Annotated in this window: 23 protein-coding genes and 1 tRNA gene; 13 read left to right on the top strand and 11 right to left on the bottom strand. The window is 37.5% G+C overall.

Translation table 11 applies throughout. The features are described from left to right. Window positions 1-6 precede the first annotated feature (6 nt). Window positions 7-462, top strand: a complete 456-nt coding sequence (locus RE471_RS00200; RefSeq protein WP_309214733.1) for a DUF5680 domain-containing protein — start codon at window positions 7-9, stop codon at window positions 460-462. A gap of 96 nt (window positions 463-558) precedes the next feature. Here the strand turns inward: RE471_RS00200 and RE471_RS00195 are convergent. From RE471_RS00195 to RE471_RS00185, 3 genes are all read right to left on the bottom strand, one after another. Continuing rightward, window positions 559-630, bottom strand: a tRNA-His gene (locus RE471_RS00195). Window positions 631-672: 42 nt separating this feature from the next. Further along, window positions 673-1,227, bottom strand: a complete 555-nt coding sequence (locus RE471_RS00190) for an METTL5 family protein (protein ID WP_309214732.1) — start codon at window positions 1,225-1,227, stop codon at window positions 673-675. 43 nt (window positions 1,228-1,270) lie between these two features. Further along, window positions 1,271-1,573 (bottom strand): hypothetical protein, encoded by a 303-nt coding sequence (locus RE471_RS00185; protein ID WP_309214731.1) that lies wholly within the window; start codon window positions 1,571-1,573, stop codon window positions 1,271-1,273. 259 nt (window positions 1,574-1,832) lie between these two features. Here RE471_RS00185 and RE471_RS00180 point away from each other — a divergent pair, with 259 nt between their 5' ends. The 4 genes from RE471_RS00180 to RE471_RS00165 all read left to right on the top strand — a co-directional run bounded on the left by RE471_RS00180 (window position 1,833) and on the right by RE471_RS00165 (window position 3,788). Then, window positions 1,833-2,720 (top strand): heme o synthase, encoded by an 888-nt coding sequence (locus tag RE471_RS00180; protein WP_309214730.1) that lies wholly within the window; start codon window positions 1,833-1,835, stop codon window positions 2,718-2,720. Window positions 2,721-2,842: 122 nt separating this feature from the next. Continuing rightward, window positions 2,843-3,418, top strand: coding sequence for an exosome complex RNA-binding protein Csl4 (locus RE471_RS00175; protein WP_309214729.1), 576 nt, complete (start codon window positions 2,843-2,845; stop codon window positions 3,416-3,418). Beyond that, window positions 3,405-3,563 carry a hypothetical protein gene (locus tag RE471_RS00170; RefSeq protein ID WP_298278607.1) on the top strand — a complete coding sequence of 53 codons (159 nt, stop codon included), beginning with the start codon at window positions 3,405-3,407 and terminating at the stop codon, window positions 3,561-3,563. The genes RE471_RS00175 and RE471_RS00170 overlap by 14 nt, the downstream gene beginning before the upstream one ends. 9 nt (window positions 3,564-3,572) lie before the next feature. Next, on the top strand, window positions 3,573-3,788 hold the full coding sequence (locus RE471_RS00165) for an LSM domain-containing protein (RefSeq protein WP_298278605.1): 216 nt from the start codon (window positions 3,573-3,575) through the stop codon (window positions 3,786-3,788). A 178-nt stretch (window positions 3,789-3,966) separates the two neighbouring features. Here the strand turns inward: RE471_RS00165 and RE471_RS00160 are convergent, their stop codons facing one another. Next, window positions 3,967-4,581, bottom strand: a complete 615-nt coding sequence (locus RE471_RS00160; protein ID WP_309214727.1) for a transposase — start codon at window positions 4,579-4,581, stop codon at window positions 3,967-3,969. 319 nt (window positions 4,582-4,900) lie between these two features. Here RE471_RS00160 and RE471_RS00155 point away from each other — a divergent pair, with 319 nt between their 5' ends. The 5 genes from RE471_RS00155 to speB all read left to right on the top strand — a co-directional run bounded on the left by RE471_RS00155 (window position 4,901) and on the right by speB (window position 9,991). Next, a complete protein-coding gene (locus RE471_RS00155; RefSeq protein WP_309214726.1) occupies window positions 4,901-6,475 on the top strand; it encodes a DUF5591 domain-containing protein in 1,575 nt (524 codons plus the stop codon). A 50-nt stretch (window positions 6,476-6,525) separates the two neighbouring features. Next, window positions 6,526-7,776, top strand: coding sequence for an amidohydrolase family protein (locus tag RE471_RS00150; RefSeq protein ID WP_309214725.1), 1,251 nt, complete (start codon window positions 6,526-6,528; stop codon window positions 7,774-7,776). 20 nt (window positions 7,777-7,796) lie between these two features. Continuing rightward, window positions 7,797-8,660, top strand: a complete 864-nt coding sequence (locus tag RE471_RS00145) for a DUF6159 family protein (protein ID WP_309214724.1) — start codon at window positions 7,797-7,799, stop codon at window positions 8,658-8,660. A gap of 78 nt (window positions 8,661-8,738) precedes the next feature. After that, window positions 8,739-9,128 carry a translation initiation factor IF-5A gene (locus RE471_RS00140; RefSeq protein WP_309214723.1) on the top strand — a complete coding sequence of 130 codons (390 nt, stop codon included), beginning with the start codon at window positions 8,739-8,741 and terminating at the stop codon, window positions 9,126-9,128. Further along, window positions 9,086-9,991, top strand: coding sequence for an agmatinase (speB, locus tag RE471_RS00135; RefSeq protein WP_309214722.1), 906 nt, complete (start codon window positions 9,086-9,088; stop codon window positions 9,989-9,991). Before RE471_RS00140 ends, speB begins: the two co-directional genes overlap by 43 nt. Window positions 9,992-10,069: 78 nt before the next feature. Here the strand turns inward: speB and RE471_RS00130 are convergent, their stop codons facing one another. The 7 genes from RE471_RS00130 to RE471_RS00100 all read right to left on the bottom strand — a co-directional run bounded on the left by RE471_RS00130 (window position 10,070) and on the right by RE471_RS00100 (window position 16,062). After that, complete coding sequence (locus RE471_RS00130; protein ID WP_309214721.1) at window positions 10,070-10,327, bottom strand: hypothetical protein; 258 nt, start codon at window positions 10,325-10,327, stop codon at window positions 10,070-10,072. 492 nt (window positions 10,328-10,819) lie between these two features. Beyond that, a complete protein-coding gene (locus RE471_RS00125; RefSeq protein ID WP_298278587.1) occupies window positions 10,820-11,350 on the bottom strand; it encodes a 50S ribosomal protein L16 in 531 nt (176 codons plus the stop codon). A 64-nt stretch (window positions 11,351-11,414) separates the two neighbouring features. Continuing rightward, on the bottom strand, window positions 11,415-11,786 hold the full coding sequence (locus RE471_RS00120; RefSeq protein WP_309214720.1) for a DUF427 domain-containing protein: 372 nt from the start codon (window positions 11,784-11,786) through the stop codon (window positions 11,415-11,417). Between the two features lie 66 nt (window positions 11,787-11,852). Further along, the gene (locus RE471_RS00115) at window positions 11,853-13,271 is read right to left on the bottom strand and encodes an APC family permease (RefSeq protein WP_309214719.1); all 1,419 of its coding nucleotides are present in this window, start codon (window positions 13,269-13,271) and stop codon (window positions 11,853-11,855) included. A 108-nt stretch (window positions 13,272-13,379) separates the two neighbouring features. Beyond that, window positions 13,380-14,474, bottom strand: coding sequence for a zinc ribbon domain-containing protein (locus RE471_RS00110; RefSeq protein ID WP_309214718.1), 1,095 nt, complete (start codon window positions 14,472-14,474; stop codon window positions 13,380-13,382). Window positions 14,475-14,493: 19 nt separating this feature from the next. Beyond that, window positions 14,494-15,207, bottom strand: a complete 714-nt coding sequence (locus RE471_RS00105; RefSeq protein WP_309214717.1) for an alanyl-tRNA editing protein — start codon at window positions 15,205-15,207, stop codon at window positions 14,494-14,496. Window positions 15,208-15,321: 114 nt separating this feature from the next. Beyond that, window positions 15,322-16,062, bottom strand: coding sequence for a hypothetical protein (locus RE471_RS00100; protein ID WP_309214716.1), 741 nt, complete (start codon window positions 16,060-16,062; stop codon window positions 15,322-15,324). 114 nt (window positions 16,063-16,176) lie between these two features. Here RE471_RS00100 and RE471_RS00095 point away from each other — a divergent pair, with 114 nt between their 5' ends. Genes RE471_RS00095 through RE471_RS00085 form a run of 3 tightly spaced genes read left to right on the top strand, consistent with a single transcriptional unit; the run spans window position 16,177 to window position 19,475 of the window. Continuing rightward, window positions 16,177-16,467: a ribbon-helix-helix domain-containing protein gene (locus tag RE471_RS00095; protein ID WP_309214715.1), complete on the top strand. Its 291-nt coding sequence runs from the start codon at window positions 16,177-16,179 to the stop codon at window positions 16,465-16,467. Window positions 16,468-16,498: 31 nt separating this feature from the next. Then, window positions 16,499-18,097, top strand: a complete 1,599-nt coding sequence (gene pheT, locus RE471_RS00090) for a phenylalanine--tRNA ligase subunit beta (protein ID WP_309214714.1) — start codon at window positions 16,499-16,501, stop codon at window positions 18,095-18,097. A gap of 31 nt (window positions 18,098-18,128) precedes the next feature. Then, a complete protein-coding gene (locus tag RE471_RS00085; protein WP_309214713.1) occupies window positions 18,129-19,475 on the top strand; it encodes an APC family permease in 1,347 nt (448 codons plus the stop codon). The last annotated feature ends 39 nt before the right edge of the window (window positions 19,476-19,514 follow it).

The following is a 19,514-nucleotide window of genomic DNA, read 5'->3' as shown; positions in this document are numbered from 1 at the left end:
GCGCGTATGGATACAGACACTCTTCTGAATTTCATAGTAAGTGCAAAGAAGCATACATATGCATCTGATAGTAAAGGGGTAAAATCTTCCGTTCCTGGATCCCATGAATTTAATTTCAGAGATGGAATTATGGAATACAGGGACATATACTTTGGAATGGCGTCATTCAACGGCATAGAAACAGTGTATAGCAAAGGTTCCCCTGTCTGGGGAATGGTGTATTCTGGGGGCGTTATGGATGAGGCGGTGGATACTGATGGAATTTATAAATTTTTAAAGCAGTGCCTATCTCTTATTTCTATGGAGGCACCGTTCAGGGGGCCAAAATCGTACTCCGATGGAATTTATCTATACGATAATGATTTTTCAGGCGATATTTTCCATTTTATGGGATATGAAAAAATCGATGATGGAGAGAACACGCTCTACGAACTCCATTATTCTGGTGGAGAAATACTATAAATAGAGGCTTCACTGCTATTGATTTATTAGTTTCTTAAACTTAAGTTTAAAACCATAATTGCCTAAATATAAAAATGTTTTATTTTGAATATAAAGGGCCGGGACCGGGAATCGAACCCGGGTCCGGGGATCCACAGTCCCCAAGGATGTCCATTACCCCACCCCGGCCATGAGAGCAGATAGGTATCATAAATACATATAATATTTTTTTTAATTTTTAATTCCATATATTAGAACAGCTTCAATTTCTCTGTATCTGTATTTATGATGTGGGTATATCATTGGTACCCTTATGTATATTCTGGTTTTCCTGATTATATTCAGATATTTTGCATAAATCCCACTTATGAATTCATAGCTCGATACGTTATGTATGCTGTATATGCTTGTGCCTATCTCAACTGCCTTATTTATGAATGGTAAATCATCATGTTTTATTACAGATCCGAATGGTGGATTCATTATAACTGTATCATAACTGCCTGTCAATGAGGATACTCCTGTTTTAATGAAGGTGCATCTACACTGCAATTTGCCGCAGTTACTTTCAGCCAGCTGGATCATCTTTTCGTCCACGTCTATACCGGTGCATGTGGCGGCTCCAATGTAACCTGCACCTATTGCAAAAATACCACTGCCTGTTCCGAGATCTATAACATTTTTCCCATCTATATTACCATCCAGATAGGCCTCCATCAGTATTGTTGCGGCTGTTCCGGCATCTGTTGGATACTGTTCCAGATTAATATTATAAAATTCTGGCAACTCCAGTTGCGATAAAAAAAGTTCTATAGACTTTTTATTTACTTTACTTCTGTGTGGTTCCAACTGCCATCTCCAGAATATTCATGGCCATTTTCTTTGCAACAGGTGCCTCGTTTCCCCTTTCCATGAGGATTTTTTCAATTTTTCTTACAGCCCTCTGCCTCTTCCATGTGCCGTTTTCATGAACTGCCAGAACAATGTATTCCGCAATCTCTCTGTCAACGTTGATTCCGAACCGTTCCCTGATTTTTATCTGCCATACCGGTACAAGCACATCCGGTATATCACGCAATGTATTGCTTCTAGTTTTTTCTATGATTTTATTAATATTCGTGTGGTCAGACATCAGGCTTTCATTAAACACTATAATATAAACCTTTCAGTACAATTAATCTGTAACCAATTTATGGAAACAGGCAATCCTTTATAATTCAGGCATACGGAACGATGTATGTTGTAACATGGCTGTGCAAATTAATGAATAATTAATGTAAAATGAGTGTTAACATGGCACACTCTCATGGCTAATGCAATGAACTTTCCGCTTAAGAGTTAAAAATAACACCAATATATTTATTTAAGATTACCATAAAGATGTGGATTCTATGCCGGGTAAATTATCTATCTATATTGAATATTCTAAGCCCAGAGTCTGGTGGCTCCTGGTATTCATCGGGTTTGGGGGGGCTATCCTGGCGGTTACCAAATTCTCTATTACAATTATATTATTGATACTTGCCGCGGTCATATCCGTAACATTGGGTTCCATGGGTGCAGAGGGGCTAACAAATTATATAGACCTTGACATGGATTCAACAATGGAAAGGACAAAAAAACGACCTCTTCCCAGTGGTCAGATATCAAAGAAGCAGGCCTTGATTTTCGGCTATTCCCTGGCAATTCTATCAGTGTTAATTTTACTTGCCATAAGGAGGTTTATTGCAGCATTGTTTATGTCTGCAGGCATATTCGATAATGTTTTCATTTACAGCTATATGTTAAAAAAAGTATCACCATATAGCATAATATACGGAGGTTTTTCAGGTGCATTTCCGGTCCTTATAGGCTGGTATACTGTAACATCCGTTTTTTCATGGCTTCCATGGATTTTATTTCTTCTTGTGATGTTCTGGATCCCGGTTCACGTCTGGAGCCTTGCTTACCGTTACAGGGAGGATTATAAAAAGGCAAAGGTTCCTATGTTTCCGGTGGTCTATTCTGATCGTGCCACTGCCATAGCAATTTCCCTGGCATCTCTTTTTTTGATAGTGTTTTCACTGATCCCCTACTTTATTCATATATATAGTATAGTTTATCTTATCCCGGTGGCCATACTCTCGGTCCCCATAGTTGTATTTTCATATAGATTCATAAAAAATCCCAATCGTAAAACATCATTCAGGCTGTTTGTATATACTGCACCTTACCTTACATTTGTGTTTATTCTGGTTATAATTCTCAACCTCTTGCAGGTCTTCAACATTTTTCATTGAATTCCATAAAGATGTGCCTATCAAAAAATTAATAATAAATGAATTACTTAATATAAGGGTATAAAGATTGCCTGTTATTATATAGAATCTGTATAGTTTCAGGCTTTTAAAGAGGTAATTAAATGGATCAGTTAAAAGATATAGTATTCCCGGGCGATGTGATTGCCAAGGAGGAAGAGTACGTTTCTGGGAGAAACACACAGGATGTGGATGGGGATGTAATATCTACAGCATTCGGTAAGATATCCAGGGACGATAAATCCCTTGTTATATCAGTAAATACCACCAGGCAGTCAGTGCCATTAAAGAAATATGACATTGTATATGGGAAGGTAATAAAATTGCTGAATAAGGAGGCAATAGTGCTTGTTTCCGGGTTTATACTGGACGGGAAATTGATTCCTGCAAATACAGAAACCAGAATCAGGCTGCCCATTCCCAACAAGACTATGTATTCACACATATTAACCCTCGGGGACCTTGTAAGGGCAAGAATTATAAGCACAAGGCCAAGCTATTCAACAATATTTGATAATGGGCTGGGAGTACTTAAAAGCAGATGCACTGTATGCAGAAATGAACTGACCCTGGAAAATGGAAAGCTTACATGCAGAAACTGTGGAAGGGTCGAGCAAAGGAAAATTGCGCCGGATTATGGCAATATAAATATATTAGGTGATAATCATGAAAGAAGCTGATAAAGTAAAGGACGTCCAGGAGCTGAATAAGGAAGTTAAGGACATGAGAAAGGAAATTGATAGCATGAAAGAGCTATTGGGCGGTTTAATAAAGGTCATGATGGAGCATGACGATCAGTTCAACGGAGAAGACGAATATAATTAGGTGAATAAAATGGCCACATTACCAATGAAAATGCTTGAGGAAAATTTGAACAAGAAGGTTACGCTACTACTAAAGGACAACAGATCTCTTGAGGGAATACTTTCAGGATATGACGAGTATATGAATATGACCCTGGATGACGCGGAGGAGAGCGGAGAAGTCCAGAGAAAAATAGGAAAGGTCATAATCCGTGGAAGCAACGTTGTTAGAATTACAACAAAATAATTTTTATTATACACACTTTAAATTTTTTTATTAATATAGGGTGTCCAAACATACGTCAACTCACGATATACATTATCTTCCTTCCTGAAATACCGGCAATTTTATCGGCCATTACAATGCAGTTGTATGCAACTATTATTTCACCAATGGATACATCATAGTTCCTGTTTCTCACATATCATATATGCCCCATTCCAGGTATTTCCTTAAGAATGGAAAATGTCCTTTCTATCTCCCATCTCATTTTATACCTTGATGATTCCTTTTTCCTTAATTCTATTCCCAGCTTTCTGTTATATGTTAATTTATTTTCAATAATCCCCCTTCTCCTATTGGTATCAATTACCGGGATAGCATGCGTATTCTCAAAAATATAATCGTATATATCAGATGAGTCGTATGCTGCATCCATTAAAATATAATTATAATTTCTTACAGAATCTATCATTTCAAATGCTATATTCCTGTCATATACAGATGCAGTGGTTATCTTCCATTCTATCACAGATAATGAATCTGTATCTATGGAAGTATGAACCTTTCTTCCATACTCATAGCCCATTGTGCTGTACCCCCATGAACTTTCATTATCCCTGTATTTCCCATTCTTCCTTCTCCTCTGTGCAGTAGTGTCCTTGCAGGTCTTAACAATTGATGAGTCTACTGCGGCATTATCATTATCAGGCCCTATCATATCTATTATTGCTGAATTTATGTAATGCCAGTCTATCCTTAATGATCTGTAGGATAATGTCCTGAAGTTGGGTATATCTGTAATATTTAATAATTCCATGAATTCGGAATGGTTATTGAAGAAATATTTAGATGACCTGTATGATACTCCATATATCCTCAATATTACAATAATTTTTACAATAAGGGATGCAGAATATTTTCTTACCTATCTTCCGTAACTATTTTATCCAACCTTTGCATAATTAATGGGATGTGGTTTCCTGCCATATCCCACTAATGTTTTTAAAACTAATAAATATGACAATTGTCGAACAAATTATGAAAGTTTGGACACCCTTATTAATATATTGTAGACCATGGATTATATATGCATTAATCTGTGGCAAGGATAATATAATATTCTTTAATAGGGATATATGCCTGAAAAGATAAAGGATAAGCAGTATGTAATGGGCTTCTCATGGGCAGGTTACCGAAACGGCAGAAAGTTTCCATTCATGATAAATACATTTTCAGATGATTATATAAATAAAGATGATAGCATAGAAATTCTCGGTGAGGAGTTCAAAAAGAAGATATATTATCCATCATTTCTCAGCGGTGAAAAGATCATAGAGGGAAAAAATATTGTAATAATATTCAACGGGCTGGAGTTGATCCAGAGGCCGGGTAAACTGGTGAGCTTTCTGGTTGAGTTACGAAGAAAATATGGCTATACCAAACTATTTTACCTTCAGGGCATATCTGATCCCTATACTATGCCAGTATTGAGTTATCTCGGGGTTAACATATTTGATGATCTCTACATAAGAAGGGAAAGCATGGAAAGTATAAAATATACTGCTGCAGGAAAGTCAAGGGTTGATTACAATCCACTGGAAGAGAACATAAAATTTGCTGAATCCATGCTGGAGTCAATATTCGATTCCATAAAGAACAATACACTTAGGGAAATAGCTGAAAAAATAGGCATATCTGGCAAGGCCCTTGAAATGTTGAGGATAGCTGATAGAGAATATTACAGCGAATTTGCTTCAGTATTCCCATCCAGGACGCCATACATACAGGCAAACTCCCTGGAATCTCTTAACAGGCCCGATATAACTGAGTACCGGAACAAAATTCTTGATTACGAAAAACCGGATCATAGAAATATTGCTTTGCTGCTTCCATGTTCCGCAAAAAAGCCATACTCAGAATCAAAAACCCACAAAAAAATACTTGGATCAATCTGGCAGTATAGAAAATATGTCCACGAACTGATAGTAACATCACCAGTAGGGCTTGTGCCACGTGAACTTGAGAGTGGCTATCCAGCAAGATTTTATGACATCCCGGTTATTGGTACCTGGTATGAAGATGAAAAGCTTATGATGAAAAACCTGATAAAGGGATATCTGGCCAGGAATCATTATAAAGATGTAATAGCGTACATTCCGGATGACCTTGGTTTCATAATGGAATCAATACCATCAGGATCAACCGTCATAGAGGGCAGGGTAACAGAGGAGAAAAATTTATCCATGCTTCAGGAAGCATTAAGAGAAAAAATTAGCCCGGAAAGTGAATATGGAAAGAAGCTGGATGATTATAAAGCCCTGCTCAGGTTTCAGTTCGGCAGTTGGATTATGCCTTACCTAGAAGATATTAAACTCATCAATAGTTTTCATCAGGATATGCTGGTAAGGGGCAAGAATATACTTTTTGTTTACAACGACTCCATAGGACGGTTTTCTATAACCCCGGCATCAGGAAAATTCTTCCTTGAGAATAATAAATTCAATGTTTCCATAGACAATTTCAGGCCCACTGCAACTGTATATGCCATGGGAATACTGGATGCTACCTCAGATATACATGCATTCGATGAAGTAATAATGACGCATAACAATGAACTGCGCGGCACTGGAACTGCACTGATCCCTTCCCGCGCAATGATTGATATGGATTCCGGCGCTGCAATTAAGGTCCGTGCCGGATTGAAGAATTAGTTTAAGAATAACATTCTAAATAATTATTAACATTATTCTAATTACCAGCAATGAGCATTCTTATTAAAAATGGAACTATTATAACAGAAAACGACAGCAGGGAAATAGTCCACGCAAATATACTTGTTGATGGCAATAAAATAGCCTATATAGGCAGGGAACAGCCGGAGCATGACAGTGAAATAAATGCAGAGGGGAAATTCATACTTCCCGGATTCATAAATACACATACGCACATAGGCATGAGTGGTTTCAGGGGTCTTCTGGACAACATCGTGCTTTCTGAATTCCTTGATAAAACATCAAAACTGGACGCGGATAGAACAGAGGAGGGAATATACAATTCCAGCCTTCTGGGCATCAAGGAAATGCTCAATTCAGGAATAACCTCATTTGTAGACCTTTATTATTCAGAGGATGTGATTGAAAAGGCAGTTGAAAAAACCGGAATAAGGGGTTTTCTGGCATGGGCAACACTGGATCAGGAATTTACAACTCAGAAAGGGGATCCTGTTAAGAATGCGGAGGCATTTATAAGAAAAACCCACCCTGGCACTGTCACGCCCATGGCAGGGATACAGGGAATTTATGTATCCTCAGATGAGAACTATTACCGTGTAAGAGATCTTTCAGAAAAGTATAATGTCATGGTACACACACATCTTTCAGAGACGAGAAAAGAGGTTTATGATTTTGTGAAGTCCCATAATGAAAGGCCAGTTGAGCATCTCGCATCTATCGGCTTCCTTTCAGATAAATTGCTGGCAGCCCACTGTGTATGGATTACACTGAATGAAATCAAACTTCTTGCCAAAAATGGCACCGCAGTATCATGGAATGCAATAAGCAACGCAAAGCTAGCATCAGGGGGAATAGCACCAATCCCAGAATTGCTGTCAAATAACGTGAATGTATCTCTGGGAACTGACAGTTCTGGAAGCAATAATTCCCTAAATATGTTCGAGGAAATGAAATACTCTGCAATTTCTATTAATAATGATAGGTGGTCAGCTGATACGGTAAAATCCCAGCAAATACTGGATATGGCAACAAGAAATGCAGGGGTTGCCCTGAAGGCACCCATAGGTATAATTAAGGAAGGCTATCTAGCTGATCTGGTCATAATAAATCCCAATAGGTACAGTACAATCCCCTATAGCAACAAAAATATAGTGAACAACATTGTGTTCTCAGCCAGTTCAGAAAATGTTGAGTATGTCATGGTTGATGGGAAAACCGTTCTGAACCGTAATGGTGAGAATGAGGATTCAACTGATTATTCTAAACTAAATTATTTATAGGCCAATTTAATAGTTCCACAATGTTTGAATACATGAAAAATGGGTGGCATCTGGCCAGCCAGGTAAGAAAGAGCATTTCCAGAAATAGAAAGCTCTATATTTATCCTCTACTCTCAGGAATTGTAAGCGTTGTTGTATTTGGCTTGACATTTTTCATTCTGATTTTAGAAACTCCAGCCTCAGGATATTCATATTATTACTACATAGTCGGGATTTTCGTTGCCTATGTTCTTGTTTATTTTTTTGCAACATTAATTATTATGGCAATGATGATCTCATACAGATCAGTCAAGGCAGATAATCCCCTAACTACGAGAGAAGCATTTTCATCAACAAAAAAATACATAGGAAAGGCATTTCAATGGGCCATACTATACAGTGTGCTTCTAATGATCCTCCGTGCCATAGAGTCGAGGGTAAGAGGTATCGGCGGCATAATCATAGCGTCAATAGGATCATTTGCCATAACCGTTGCAACGTTTTTTGCTGTTCCGGTTATATTGGATTACGATACAGGGCCAATCAATGCAATTAAAATAAGTGTTGATACCATAAAATCTCACTTCGGGGATACCTTTGGTGGGGTTATATACATCGATCTTTATACACTGATATTCACAGGAGGGGGATTTCTGCTGTTAATAATTTCAGCGATACTTCTTGGCGCAGGAATACCGCTTATTGTTATTGCCATAATCGCAGCTATTGCAGTTATAATGATAATTCTGGGGATCATACTCAATTTTACATATATGAACATATTCAAGCTTATCCTATTTGATTATGTTAATGGCAGGACCCTTCCTGATGGAATAGACGAGAACCTGCTAAATTCCTCAATAAAGCAAAGAGGTGGCGGTTATATTGGCAACGGGCCCTTTTAACTGATTTGCATTACTACTATACATTCCCACAGATATAAAAATATATAAAGGCTTAAAATATTAACCAGAGGATTAGTTATGAGCTGGACAGAAGCCGAAGTTAGAGAATTAAAGGTAGGAAGATACATGTTAATAGATGATTCACCATGCAAAATAGTTGATATTACAATGTCCAAACCAGGTAAGCACGGTGAAGCCAAGGGGCGAATTGTAGCTATTGGTGTATTTGACGGTCAGAAACATAGTGTGGTTTACCCTGTAAAACACAAGGTAAAGGTGCCTATAATTGTAAAGAAAAATGCGCAGATACTGTCAATAGCAAACAATGAGGCGCAGTTGATGGATTCTGAAAGTTTTGAGACTTTTATACTACCTATAGAGGCGGAGGATCAGGACAGATTAAAAGCAGGCATGGAGGTGCCATATTGGGAAGCTATGGGAAAAAGGAAGATAATGCTGCAGAATTAATGTCGCATTTCTCCAACTTAAAAATAGCAGATGCACTGTCTGATTACAGTGATGCCGACTATGTAATATTCGGGGTCCCATTTGACAATACTTCAAGCTTTAGAAGAGGGTCAAGATATGCTCCAAACTCTATAAGATTTGCATACGATAATCTGGAATCTTATGAAGTGAATTATGGAATCAATATTCTGGATGCAAGGATCTGCGATCTCGGCGACCTTCCTGTTTACGAGGATGTTGATTATATTCTAAGCGAGGTAGAAACCGTTACAGGAACCATAGTGCACGATAAAAAAATTCCAATTATGCTCGGTGGGGAACATTCTCTTACTGTAGGAGCCCTTAGAAACTTCAAGGATATAACCATGGTAATCATAGATGCACATTCTGATTTCCGTGATTCATATATGGATAATAAATACAATCATGCCTGTGTCACAAGAAGGGCACTGGAAATTTTGGGTGAAAATAAAATAATATCTGTTGGCACGAGGTCCACTTCATATGAAGAAATTTCATCCGGGGAATATGAAAAGGTAAGATTCATATCTGCAAATGAGGTTCGTGCATCGGGAATAGAAAATGTCATTGAAGAAATTATGGAAAAAACATCAGGAAGAGTGTATTTTTCCATAGATATGGATGGATTCGATCCCGCATATGCACCCGGTGTTGGAACGCCTGAACCATACGGACTTACATCATATGACGTTCGCAGTATACTCACTGCAATATCGGATAGGGTGGTGGGATTTGATATAAATGAAATGACTCCTCTCTATGACAACGGAAATACATCAATGCTGGCTGCCAAATTAATCCAGGATTTTATAGCCAGCCGTGAAAAAGCCCTCAGAAAATAAATTTTTATTCTAATCATTGCTTAAACACATCCAAAAATTCGTAAAATAAATTAGGAAAAACTAATTGGAATTCTAAACTTATTTATCAAAACACGAACAGCTGTTTATATTGTTTTCCACTTCTTCCTTATTGGCATTGCCTGTTATTTTTATAATAGTTTTGCCATTCTGTTCATATACCCCAATCTTATTTTCATTTAAAAAATTGGAAGGACAGCATGAGTTTGTCCCGGAAGAACATGATCCTATAATCTCATTTACCTCATCAATATCTGCATTCGCAGGCATTATAATTTCAACGCCATTATCCCTCTGTATTACTTTCTTTTCATTCATTTTTCCATCTTTTAGTAGATATATTCATCTTATTTATTGACTAATTTATTTATGTACGGCTATCGCAATTAGATGTTTCCATGCATTTATAACCATCACTAAATTTCGATATATGGGAATAGTCCTGTATCCTTTTCAGTTCTCTTGAAAGGATCTCCTGATGAAGACCACTTATTTTCTTAATCTCTGTGAACCTTATTTTATCGGAATTGCATATTATCATGCAAACCTTTTTCCCACGTTCCGTCAATTCTATAATTAATCTATATGCTCTTAGGATATTTAGTAATTCACAAATCATTTAGGAAAAACTGGAATTAATGAATTTTTAATATTTATGAATTTCTTGGAGTAATAAGAATATCTATACAATGGGTTTTAATTAAGTGAAATATTTTCAGAATTTATGATTAACATTACCCATAAAATGATAGGAAATTCACCAGTTTTAACAACACTTAAATTAAAAATAAAATTGAAAAAATTAGAATTTTAAAGTCCCATTTTGGATGTTATTTCCTTACCCTTTGTTATTACAACTTTGCAGGGTGTGGGTAATTTAATTGACGCTTTTTTCAAAGCTTCTTTCAATGCCTTGGCATTTGCACGATCTACCTTTCCCACCATAATGATTTCTCCAGGGTGGACTCTCGCGGCTGTTCCTACAGGCCTGCCAAAGGCCATTCTCATACCACTTGATATCCTATCTGCACCTGCCCCTGTTGCCATCTTATGCTCACGTATAACCTGATGTGGATAAGGCCTGATGTGGAGGAAGTAATTTCCGGCACCAATATTCTCCAGGAGTTTCCTGTTTATTGAAATCCTGGATGCTTCAAGTGCTGTATGCCTTATCTGGCATGCCTCCTCTGCTATTAACTGCATTTCAATCTCGAAATCTCTTTTCTGGTTACCCTGTACAAAGGTTGTTATTTTAGGATATGGTACACCGCCCATAAACTCCTTTCTGGTGTAAGCAGGACCTGAAATTTTTGAATACATTCGTGCTGGTTTAGTTACCATAATAATCTATTCATAAATTCATGCGCATATAAAAACATTTATAATTTTATGATAATTAATTGTTTTATCTAATGCTAATTTTTATACCATTAAAATTTTTCATGTAAAAGGAAACGTAATCATTCAGTTCTACAAATTCCGGTTTTGGATCCGAATACTGCCATAAAGCGTCTTTTATTATTCTATTGTTTAGCTTAATGGAGTAATATGTGGTCTTCCCCTTATAGGGGCAGACTGTTATAGTTTCTGTCTTGATGAGTTCGGCTCTGATATCCCTCAAGGGGATATAGTACGAATCTTCATATCCATCCTCCTTCAACTCCAGAGCGTTTGTAGATTCCCCCAGAGTATTGCCATCCAGCGTTATTTTTATATTACCCTTCAATGGGGATACCCTAATGTGGTGGCCATGATTTTCATAATTTATCTCATTCATCATAATATCATAATTACACCTATAAATAAATTTTTGTTCTATATATTTTGAAATAATAAAAATAACTCAGTCTATAGAAGTTTCAGTTATTTCCTCTAAGCTTGTTGATCCGGCTTTCTTTACAGTCTCCGGATTCTTTATCCAGGTAAATAAAGTAATTACAAATACTGCAGCGATAATAACTATTGCCAATACAGAGGCTGCATTATAAGGATACACAGGTAGCGGGAAAAAGTTTGAGGCAAGAACTGCTAGAAGTGCGCCTATGGATATAACAGGTATTATCAGATACCCGAGAAGGGCTCCAGCTTTCATTTTTCCATCACGGAATGTTGATATTATAAGGCTTCCTGAAGATATGGATCTTATAAGGAAGGAGAAGAAGGCATCTGCAAAAAGGAGAACATAGCCACCGTCTATTGGCCCAAAAATGATCCCGAATGTTATACTTAGGAACAGGGATATTGCCAGAATAAGATAGGTTGTATTTCTTGGAGTCCCATTTCTATCTGTCCTTGAAAATGCCTTTGGGAATATTATGCTATCCCTTGAAAAAGCGTAGAATATTCTTGTCATGGAGGTCCCCATGGATATATTGTTTCCCATGAAGCTGTTAACTGTGAAAATAAAGAGCAGGATAAACATCACCGGGCTAATTTCCCTGAACAACACAAGGCCATTATCCACAGAGTTGCCGAATGAAAGCATTCTGGACGGCCCCCAAGCCACAGTCATGGCATATGCCAGGAATACTATTGTGACCCCTATTATCATTGAAGAGATTAAAAGGGATTTTGGCACAGTTTTCTTCGGTATATGTGCCTCCTCTGATATGGCAGTAAGTGCAATTGAGAGTCCTATGAACGTTACCACGGAGAGGGTCAGGGAATGTAAAAATCCAGAAATCCCGCCACTTGCGATAAAGGGTGAAAATACATCCAGTGTATTGTTCTTTCCGGCAAGTATTACCAGGCCTATCCCGCCGGCTATTAGAATGGAAAATTCTGCTATTCCAGTTACTATCTGGTATGTTGTTGAGAATTTTATCCCCCTGTAAAGTATGTAAAACGTTATGAAATTCAGTGCAATAACTATTGGAATCCAATATCCTCTGGTAATTACCCCGCTATCAAATATGTCAAAAAATCCGGCAAGCCCCAGCATTCCGAATCCTGCAAAGGCAAACATGGTACCGAAGAATAAATTCCAGCCCTCAAAGGTTGCCATGAAACCTCCTATGCTTTTGCCCACATATGTGAAATCACTTCCTGCAGATACGTATTTTTTCGAGAATCTATATGACGTATTCAGGATTGCCAGGTATATAAGAAATCCAATAAGTATTGAAAGTGGGGTGGCTCCAAGTGCCACAAGTGCAATTCCACCAAGGAGGTACGCAATATCAGCAGCAGGTGCGGTCATTCCCCATCCCTGCCATATAAGTCTATTTGTTCCCAGAATGTTTTTCCTGAGGCTATCTACCATGTCATACTATAATAATAAAGTATAATAAAATATTTTAAAAATAATTCATAAAAGTCTTTTTATATATTGAAGTGTACCATCAAAACAAAATCAATAAATTATAAATGATTATGGCTGCCTTCTGCCCAGGACGTTGCTTATGATTATATTATACGGACCAGTATAGTCGCTGTCCAGCTTCTGGCCACACTTTGTGCACTCAAGGGACATATCATCATTGACTTTGTATTCCACATTCCCGCAGTTTGGACATGCACTCCTGATCCACAGTTCGTCCGGTGGCACCCTTGGCTCAGGTGTAGCCTTATTTTCAGGTTCAGGTGCTTCCTCATTATTTTTATTCTCATTGCTGTTATTGCTATTTCCGCTTTTCTGCCTCTGTACCATGTAAAATGTAAAACTATAGAGGCCTGCAAATGCCCATATGAAAAGGAATACAGAAGTAGCCGATGTAATTATTGCATTTCCGCTGAAAGCCGTCAGTGTAAAATCCACATATGAGGATACAAAACTGGCCAGCATGGATCGTAAAAAGCCGTATCTTATGTATATGAAGCTGAGGGCCAGTGTTGATACATATATAAGAATAGAATTATAAATATTATAATCTGTAATCAGAACTGCAACTGCTGCGGCAATAAGCATAAATAGCACGGTGAACCGTTTTATGTGGTTATATGGCTCCAGAAAGGATGATATTTTCAACTGTTTTGAGATGGCTAAAAATATAATAATAAGAATCGACAGGGGCACCAGTTCAAAAATAAGCACCTGAAATACTGATCCCATCATATAGATAAAATTCTGCTTTCCCAGTGGCATAGAGGAAACTGGACTAACGGCAATGGATGGATCGAATATTTCCACAAGCACGGAGGAAAATACCAGGATTGCTATGTAAACAGAAAGCGCGGAAAAATAGTAGGTATTATTCGTTTTATCAAAGCTGGAGGATTTTATTTTATCATAAAACAATGGTGAAAATGAAATTACAATTAATATTATTCCGAGTGCCATGAAAGAATATGCCATGGAAGGCGTGATTGTTACATCCAGGTAAAAATAAAGGCCGGACATCCCCGGTATGGTACTGAAATCCTTAAATAGAAAAGGCAGTGTAAACAGGAATGCTATTCCAGATATAGCCATACCTATATAGGAAAGCCCCCTGTTCATTTTATTTATTAATTCCAGCTCATTCATAGCCAATAATCTTTTATAATTATTTTAATGTAATCGTAAGTCTTTTATCAACCTTGCCCTTGACCATTGAGCTCTTCACCTCTATTTCTCCAACTTCTCCAGTGTTTGCAACATAAAGGCCGTAATCTGACTGAAGTGGCAATCCTGAAATATTTATAACCCTCAATTCTTCATCATCAGGGAGCTGCCCTGTAGAATAGCTCATCCTCTGTTTTTCCCGGGGGAATTCATTTGAACCCATATATTCGATCTTGACAGGCACATTCTGCTTTACTATTTTGTTGGCTTCCTCCGCAATTTTATTTACAATATCCTCATTTATATCATCTATGTAAATGTCAACCCATGCCCTATCGTCATATGTCTGGCTTATTCTGGATTTCGCATTGTAAAATTTGTATGCAAGTCCTGATATAATGAACATTGCCGTCCTGAATCTCATATGTATATGCCTCACATCCCAGTCAAGTTTCTGGCTTATTGTCTTGCCAACAATATTTTCCGGGTATGTATCAAGTGAAATGAGGTGTATGTAATCACCATCAGTCCACACATCTACTATTCCGAAGGTTTTACCATCAATTACGATTTCTCCCTTATCGTTTTGCTGTCCAAGCATAGTGGGGAAAAATATTGTTTTATCCACTGTAAGATCGGTAAATTCGCACATTAAGACTTTACCATCGCATTCTTTTAAGTATGAATCTTTTAAGAATATCTCCTCTGTTATCATTATAAAGGTAAGAACTTATTTCTATATAATTTTATTTTATTTCCACATAGGATTGGCTCCACATACAATCCATGTAATGCCCAAACATGCCATTCTCTGAATATTCGGCATGTTTCATGCATTCCCATTAAAAATTTCATAGATAACATACCTGGTCCTGGCCATTTCAATGTTTCTTTTCATGTATCTCTTGTGCTTCATGTAGTCAAAGTTTGTGAACGTAATGCTATCGTAAATAATATCCCTTAGTATGAGCGGTTCAGGGGGCGCAATATATGTAAATTTTGCTGTCAGCGAGAATGGATTTTTATTCCCCGCCAGTGCGAATGCCATAATACTCCTTATCTGGTGCCAGACGAAACTTTTCCCGTAAAAATTTATTATATATAACCTGCCAAATTTAGAATAAGAAATATTATCTATTGTTCTCACTGTGTTCCTGTTATCCACTGTGCAGAAATTCCTGAAATCATGCTGACCCTTGAATTCTGAAAGTTTTGCCATTAACTCATCTATATTTTCGTAATCTGCAAGTATATATGAGTACTCTTTCATTGAATTGTGCCTTGGATTGATATAATCATCCAGCAGGGCATATGAGTAAAAAAACATATTTTCTATCCTTGCATTTAAAATACCCATTACATCCTTAATATTCCTGCCTGTCTCAATAAGAAAAACATTCCCACGGGCAGAAACTCCCCTGTCTGTCCTGGCTGCACTCTCAATATCTGTGCTTATGCCATAGGATGATAATACCCTGATTATTGAATCTTCTATGCTATTTACACCATTCCCACGCTGGAAACCTGTAAATTTGGCGCCATCATATCCATATTTTATAAAATAATACATTAATAACACCTATATGCCGTAATAATAATCTAGATTAAATAAGTGCGCCATCGCATTCTCACCTGGATGTAATATGGCAAAACTTTATATCGGCTGTTAATTTAATCTATTCAAATGTCCGTACCTTACAGAATTACAATCAGGGTCTCTGAGGATTTAATTGACCAGTTACAGGAAATTGTAGAGAAAAATCATTATAGCAGTATTTCTGAAGCCATTAGACTTGCTATTAGCGAATTTATATCAAAGAACCATGCAAATTCAACAAGCAAGGTAGATTTAAAACTTCCCCGTAATATTTATGCTGAACTGGAAGAGGAGGTCAATAATGGAAATGCCATATCTGTTAACGACCTTATACGTTTTATTTTGAGGGAATATGCAAAGGGAAAAACAAAAAACTAAATTTAAATAAATTGTGGATATAGGTTTTTTAATGGTCGTAATAAGGGAGAAGAAGCAGGAACTTATCAGGAATATAGGAAATAATTATTTTTCACGACTTCGTGACTTTGCTGGAATTATTGGGTATTCAATTGAGGAGGATGATGACGAATTTAAGATCGAATTCAACCCGGACAGACCTGACCTTTTTTCATTTTATGCCCTGAAATCGGCAATGAGAACATTTTATGAGGGGGATTATCCCATAGAGCCAATATTTCACAGAATGAAATCACTCCTGGGTGTTGATGCATCACTTAAGAATGAGAGGCCATTTGCACTATCATTCACCGCTACAGGTAAACCTCTCGGAAAATACTACAGCCATATAATAGATTATCAGGAGAGGCTCCATGAAACCGCCGGTAAGTCAAGAAGGAAAATGGCAATAGGCATACACGATCTGGACAGCGTAAAGCCACCATTTAAGCTGACAATGGTAAATAGGAAAAGAATATCCTTCACAACATATGACAATTTTCATGGAACTGCTGAGGAAATACTGCAGAACCATGATAAGGGTAAACAGTACGGGAACCTTATACTGTCCAGGGATTCAGTGCCTGTTATACTTGACAGGGAGGGAGATGTCCTATCTATGCCTCCAATCATTAACGGCATTAAGTCCAGGATAAGTGAAAATACATCGAGGCTTTTCTTTGATATTACAGGTACCGATTATAATGCTGTATTCCATGCCCTCTATCTATTCGCATATGAAATGTCTTACATAGGATATAATGTTTCAATTCCTGAAATTGCCGGCAGAGCAGGCAGGTATGACTGGAGGGAAATATCCCTGACCCACGGAGAAATAAAAAAAATCATGGGTATAGAACCTGAATGCACTGTTATGCTGTTGAGGAAAATGGGATACAGATGCGAGGTTTCATCCAACGGCTATCTTGCCAGGGTTCCTGGAAACAGAATAGATGTAATGGGTCCTGTTGATCTTATAGAGGATATAGCAAAGGCCTATGGGTATGCCCGTATTGAAGAGAGGGTGCTTGTAACATCAGGTACCGGGCATCCATACATTTACAACGACTACAGTTCTAAAATAAGAGATATTATGACATCCCTGAACTACCAGGAAGTGAAAACATTTGTCCTTAATTCCGGGGAATTTTACAGGCATACCGGGTATTCTGGAGATGTAAGTATAGAAAATCCAAAGAGTCTTGATTATTCTGTAATCAGGGATAAGTTATTTCCCGGTATTATGGCACTCCTGAGCATTAATCGTAGGAGAAAACTCCCTGTTAAGATATTCGAAATAGGAGATGTTGTTGTATCGGGTACACAGGAAAACCACCTCTCTGTTTTGTTTAATAATTCCCGCGCTTCCTATTCTGATATATATCAAATTATGGAATATCTTATTTCAAGAACCTCCGGAAGTGATTATAGGGTTGAACCGGCTGTCTTTCCTGAGATACTTCCAGGACGTGGTGGACGCATAATAATAGGAGGGGATTCAGCCGGGATAATAGGTGAGATGAACCCTGCCATATTTGAGGATTTTGGAATACCGAATCCGGTGGCATTTCTGGAAATCAACCTTGACATCCTGTTCTCTCACATCAAATAAAAATTTTTAACACATATCCAGATACGGTCCCATGGGGTCTGTAAATCTTAAGGAAGCTGTTATGCAGTCATTTACCTCCATCGGGCCTATGCTGGATTTCATAGCACTATTCTCCGTAATTGCCCTTTATTCAGGTTCAATGCTTCCATTCGTGGTTATATTCTCATTTCTGCTATCCTATTTCACGCTTTATACCATATATTCCTTTGCAAGTGTATATATAACCAATGGGGGATACTATTCTTACGCAGGGAACGGGCTCGGGAAGGGCGCTGGATTCCTTGTGCTTATTCTTTATATAGGCTATTCTGTGCTTACAGTTCCAAACATTTCTATATTCATATCTGGCTTTATGTATTCCATCATGGGGATATTCGGGTTCCATGGGCCTTACATGGAGTATGCATTTCTTCTGGCATTTACGGCAGCTGTTTATCTGGTGGTTTCCCGGGGGCTTAGAACATCAATAAGATACATACTTATTGCCGGATTCCTTGAAATAGCATTCGTGATATCCATGAGCATAATTTTTATAATATTCAGGTCCCCGGGCTTTTCTTTCTCAGGAATAAAGTTTTCATTCAATCCCTTCTTCTTCGGTATAATCTTCGGAATACTGGCATTCTCTGGAGGCGGGTCCAGCATATTCCTGTCAGAGGAAACATCCAGTGCGCATATGAACACCCCCAAATCGCTGATCATATCTTTTACCATATCTGGATTGATTATGGTGTTCTCCGCTTTTGCCCTGCTGATGTTTGCTGGGTACCATGGGCTAAGCCTGTACGAGTCTAATTCATTCTATATAACTGATCTGGTAAAGTCAAGGCTCGGGGTGCCATTCCTTATTGTATTTTCTATATTCGGGTTAATGAGCGCCTTTAACTTAAGTGTGTCATATTTAAATGCCTTCATACATATGATGCCTAAATTTTATAATGATTTTAATATAAATAAAAATTTCAGCAAGAATAAGTTTATGGTCGCCCTATTTACATTCTCAATAATAATATCACTCATAACAATCCATTATTCAGGGTTCTTCAATTCTTTTGTAATAATTGCAGGATTAATCAGTTTCATGTATATTATAATTCATATCATATCCAACGTTTCACTGATAAGGATATTCAGGAGACAGAAATTCTTTATACCGTTTATATCATCCTTAATACTTTCTATAGCCTTTATTCTGTCCTTCTATGGGAATACTGGGTATTTTGCAGTTATCAACTATTTGCTGCTTGGGTATATAATATTTGCAATTTTATTCGTGATTTATATAAAAAAGGCAAGACATGAATTTTATAATAATATAAAGTTTGAGTATTCCGATAGCCCAAACACTGTAGCTGTTAATCATAAGGATTTAAAATAAGGTAAATTTTTATATCTTAATTTCATTATCGCAATTAAA

Origin of the sequence: Ferroplasma sp. (assembly GCF_031200575.1) — an archaeon.
Classification (GTDB): domain Archaea; phylum Thermoplasmatota; class Thermoplasmata; order Thermoplasmatales; family Thermoplasmataceae; genus Ferroplasma.
The sequence above is the reverse complement of the archived record's forward strand: the minus strand, read 5'-3'. Positions and strand labels throughout refer to the sequence as shown.